This is a genomic window from uncultured Parabacteroides sp., assembly GCF_902493135.1.
GTDB lineage: Bacteria > Bacteroidota > Bacteroidia > Bacteroidales > Tannerellaceae > Parabacteroides.
In genome coordinates this window covers 1-4,175 of sequence record NZ_CABUOD010000090.1, presented here as the reverse complement: position 1 = coordinate 4,175, position 4,175 = coordinate 1, and the positions used below count along the sequence as shown (strand labels likewise).

3 protein-coding genes are annotated in these 4,175 nt (G+C 50.8%); all 3 read right to left on the bottom strand.

What is annotated here, in order from left to right; all coding sequences use genetic code 11:
- Window positions 1–54: 54 nt before the first annotated feature.
- Entirely contained in the window at window positions 55–840 is a 786-nt protein-coding gene (gene mazG / locus RDN79_RS18965; RefSeq protein ID WP_298547146.1) for a nucleoside triphosphate pyrophosphohydrolase, read from the bottom strand.
- Window positions 841–995: 155 nt separating this feature from the next.
- Window positions 996–3,089, bottom strand: coding sequence for a cytochrome c biogenesis protein CcdA (locus tag RDN79_RS18960; RefSeq protein ID WP_298547149.1), 2,094 nt, complete (start codon window positions 3,087–3,089; stop codon window positions 996–998).
- Between the two features lie 17 nt (window positions 3,090–3,106).
- Window positions 3,107–4,018 (bottom strand): RluA family pseudouridine synthase, encoded by a 912-nt coding sequence (locus RDN79_RS18955; protein WP_298547151.1) that lies wholly within the window; start codon window positions 4,016–4,018, stop codon window positions 3,107–3,109.
- Window positions 4,019–4,175: the final 157 nt, after the last annotated feature.

Here is a 4,175-nt window from a genome sequence, read left to right as displayed (position 1 = left end):
TGGCGTTTAAGTTAAGGGAGGGGTGGCGACGTGATGTCGGTTCCCCTTTTGTTTTTATAACCCTTTCGCTTTTGCTTCGTTCCAGATCCGGTCCATTTCTTCCAAAGACATTTCTTTCAATGATTTGCCTTCTTTGATGGTATGCTCTTCTAAATAGTTGAAACGGCGGATAAACTTTTGGTTCGTGCGTTCCAAGGCATTGTCCGGATTGATTTTATAGAGGCGGGCAGCGTTGATCAGGCTGAAGAACAGGTCTCCGAATTCGGCTTCCATCTTGTCTGCATCCATCTTATCGATTTCGGCTTTCAGCTCGGTAAACTCTTCATGCACCTTATCCCAGACCTGGTCGCGCTGTTCCCAGTCGAAGCCGACGTTGCGGGCTTTGTCTTGGATACGGTGGGCTTTGACAACAGAAGGCAGGGAAGCGGGGACGCCTTCGAGAACGGTCTTGTTGCCGCCTTTTTCCTTTAGTTTGAGTTGTTCCCAACTTTGTTCCACCTTGCCGGCTGTATCGGCTTGGGCGTCTCCGAAGACGTGCGGATGACGGTAGATCAGTTTCTGGCAGAGGCTGTCGCATACATCTTTGATGTCGAACGCCGCCTTTTCCTCACCGATCTTGGCATAGAAGACAATGTGCAGGAGCAGGTCGCCCAATTCTTTTTTGATGTTATTGTTGTCATCTTTCATGATGGCATCGCACAACTCGTAAGTTTCTTCGATCGTATTCGTACGAAGGCTTTCGTTTGTTTGTTTACGGTCCCACGGACATTTCACGCGAAGCTCGTCCAGTATGTCGAGCAACTGTCCGAAGGCTTCCATCTTTTCTTGTTTTGTTGCCATTTGTCAGTTTGTTATAATTGGAAGGAATGTGAAAAAAGAACCAAGTACGCGAATGGCGCGGATAAACACGGATTTTTATTATAAATCCGCGAAGGTCCGTCCAATCCGCGGTCATCTGCGTACCCGGTTCTTTTTGGGCATATGCTTATAAGATGTTATTTATTCTTTTCTTGTTCTTTAAATACCTTCAACCCGTTTTCCAGGAACTGGATATAGTCGGGAACACTTTCGTTGAAAGCGTATGACGGGCCGAGCGGTTCGCCTTCGTCGTTCAGCAGGATGTAGAACGGCTGGGCATTCGCTCCGAACTTACTACGCTGCAAGTAACTCCATTTGTCGCCGATTGTTTTCAGTTTACGGGTCTTGCCATGCTCTTCGATTGTGATCGGCTGCGGCAGCTTCGTCTTATCGTCAACCATCAGGGTGATCAGTACATAATCCTTTTCCAATATCTGTTTTACTTTCGGGTCGGTCCAGACGGATGCTTCCATCTTGCGGCAGTTCACACAACCGAAACCGGAGAAGTCGATCATGACCGGCTTGTTCACCTTCTTGGCATAAGCCATACCGGTTTCATAATCGTCGAAAGCAGCGTGCACTTCACTATCGTATAAGTTGAAATCCTGAGTGTACAAGGGAGGAGCGAAAGCACTGATCGTTTTCAATGGCGCTCCCCAAAGCCCCGGAACCATATAAACGGCAAAGGAGAATGAAATGATCGCCATGAACAGGCGCGGCACGGATACGTACGGCAGGTCGCTGTCGTGGCTGAACTTGATCTTGCCTAACAGGTAACAGCCCAACAGGATAAAGATGACGATCCAAAGCACGATAAACACTTCGCGGTCCAGCAAGCGCCATCCATAGGCCAGGTCGGCCACGGAGAGGAACTTGAGCGCCAGTGCCAGTTCGAGGAAGCCTAACACCACCTTGACGGAGTTCAGCCAGCCTCCGGACTTCGGCATGCTTTGCAGCATATTGGGGAAGATGGCGAAAAGGCTGAACGGAATGGACAGCGCCAAAGCAAAACCGAACATGCCGATAGCCGGTCCTACCGCCGTTCCCATCGAAGCAGCCTGTACCAGCAAGGTCCCGATAATCGGACCCGTGCAAGAGAAGGAAACCAGCACCAGCGTGAACGACATGAAGAAAATGCTGATTATGCCCGTTGTCGAATCCGCTTTCGAATCCAGCTTATTCGTCCAGGAAGAGGGCAATACCATTTCGAACGCCCCGAAGAAAGAGATGGCGAAGACTACTAACAGCAGGAAGAATATGATATTGAAGATCGCATTCGTCGACAAGTCGTTCAGCGCACTTGCCCCGAATATACCCGTAATCAGCAATCCCATCACCAGATAAATCACAATGATCGAAAGTCCGTATGTCACCGCATCGCGGATCGCTTTCTTGCGGTCCTTCGTCCGTTTGAGGAAGAAACTGACCGTCATCGGGATCATCGGCCACACGCAAGGTGTCAGCAGGGCGATCAGTCCGCCCAGGAAACCGGCGAAGAAGATAAACAACCAGGACGTATCGGTTGCAGAAACCGTCGTGTCGCCGAAAGCCTTCAGGCTGTCGATTACAGGCGTCCAGAGAGCGGCGTTGTCCGTCAGTTTGTTGGAGACTTGTGCCGGTTGGGAGCCCGCTTGGCTGTTATCGGCATCCGGATCGGGAGTCGTCGGTTCGGCGACTTCTTCTGTCACCTTTTCCGTATCCGGCTGTATGGCTGTCACCTCTTCCTGAGCGGCCGAAGGAGCCTCGGTCGTTGTTTCAGCGGCGGCTGTCAGCTTGACATTCTTTTTGTCGAACGAGAAACCGACACGGTCGGGAGGCAAGCAAGTCTCGTCGTTGCAAGCCATGAATTCGACTTCACCCTCGGCTTTGAACTTGGCAGGATCGGTCACTTTGATCTTCTGGGTGAACGAAACCGTTCCCGGATACCAGCGCAGGTCCATTGCGAACAGTTCGTCGTACACGGTAGTCGGTTTGACGGACGGTGTCGGTTTGCCGATCAGCTCGGCTCCTTTCAGTGTCTCGAATGTGAACGAAGTAGAGACAGGGCCGCCTTCCGGCAGGTCCTGGTCATATAAATGCCAGCCTTTGTCGGCAGTAGCAGTAAACACGATTTCCTTTTCTGCCGAATCGGAATCATTCAATTGGATCTTCCATTTCACAGGCTGGAGAATCTGTGCCTGCGCGGTCAGTGCCACGAGCACTAACATCAAGGTACTAAAGAGCTTCTTCATATTATTTTTATTTTTGTTTATTTAGCTAAAGAGGTAAACTTATCAGGAATGCGTGTCTCGAAATGCATCTCTTCGCCCGTTGCCGGATGAATGAAGTCGAGCCGTCGGGCGTGAAGCATCAGCCGTCCGGTAGGATCTGTCTCCGCACCGTATTTGTAATCGCCGGCGATGGAGTGGCCGATCGACTGCATCTGTGCGCGTATCTGGTTCTTGCGTCCTGTCTCGAGGTCGAGTTCCAACAACGAATAGGCTCCGTTGCTGTGCAGCAGGCGGTAGCGAGTGATCGCCTCTTTCCCGTCTCCTTCAGCCGTTACGTAGACTTGCATCTTTGCATTTTCGGTCAGGTTGGAGACGATCAGGTCGGCGTCTTTTTCGGGCCGTCCTTCCACTACGGCGACGTATGTGCGTGCTGTGATGGCGGAGTTCCAGTTCGATTGCAACTCCTTTTGTACCCGTTGGTTCTTGGCGAACATCATCAGCCCCGAAGTATCGCGGTCCAGGCGATGGAGCACGAATATCTTGTTACGCGGGTCCGTCTTCTTGACATATTCGCTGAGCAGGTGGAAAGCGGTCCGTTCCTTCACGCGCGTGCTGGAAACCGAAAGCAAGCCTTCTTTCTTGTTCACGACTATCAGGTCGTCATCTTCCCAAACAATCGTGAGCAGCGGATTGTTGAACTCGACTTTCCCCCGTTCGTAACTGATTAACACCTCGTCGCCCGGTGCGAGCGGCGTGTTGAACTGGGAAGTTACCGTGCCATTGACCGAAATCTGTCCGTGGGCGAGTAACGCCTTGACTGAACTTTTACTTTGTTCGTTTAAAAGACCGAACAGGAAAGTGAGTAACGTATTCTCCTCTTTCACTGTAACTTTACGTCCTCGAGGGGCCCTGGATCTATCTGTGCCTCTGTATTCTGAGCGTCTTGTCATATTCCTAATTATATATAGTTTACAAAGATACTGGCTTTTGCGTAATGCTGCAAGGAGATGCAAGCAAATAAAATAAATCGGCCGTTCATCTTTTTCATCGTCCTTTGCCGTTGCGGGAAGACGAAGGCGGCTGCAGATCTGAAGAGGATGATGCAGG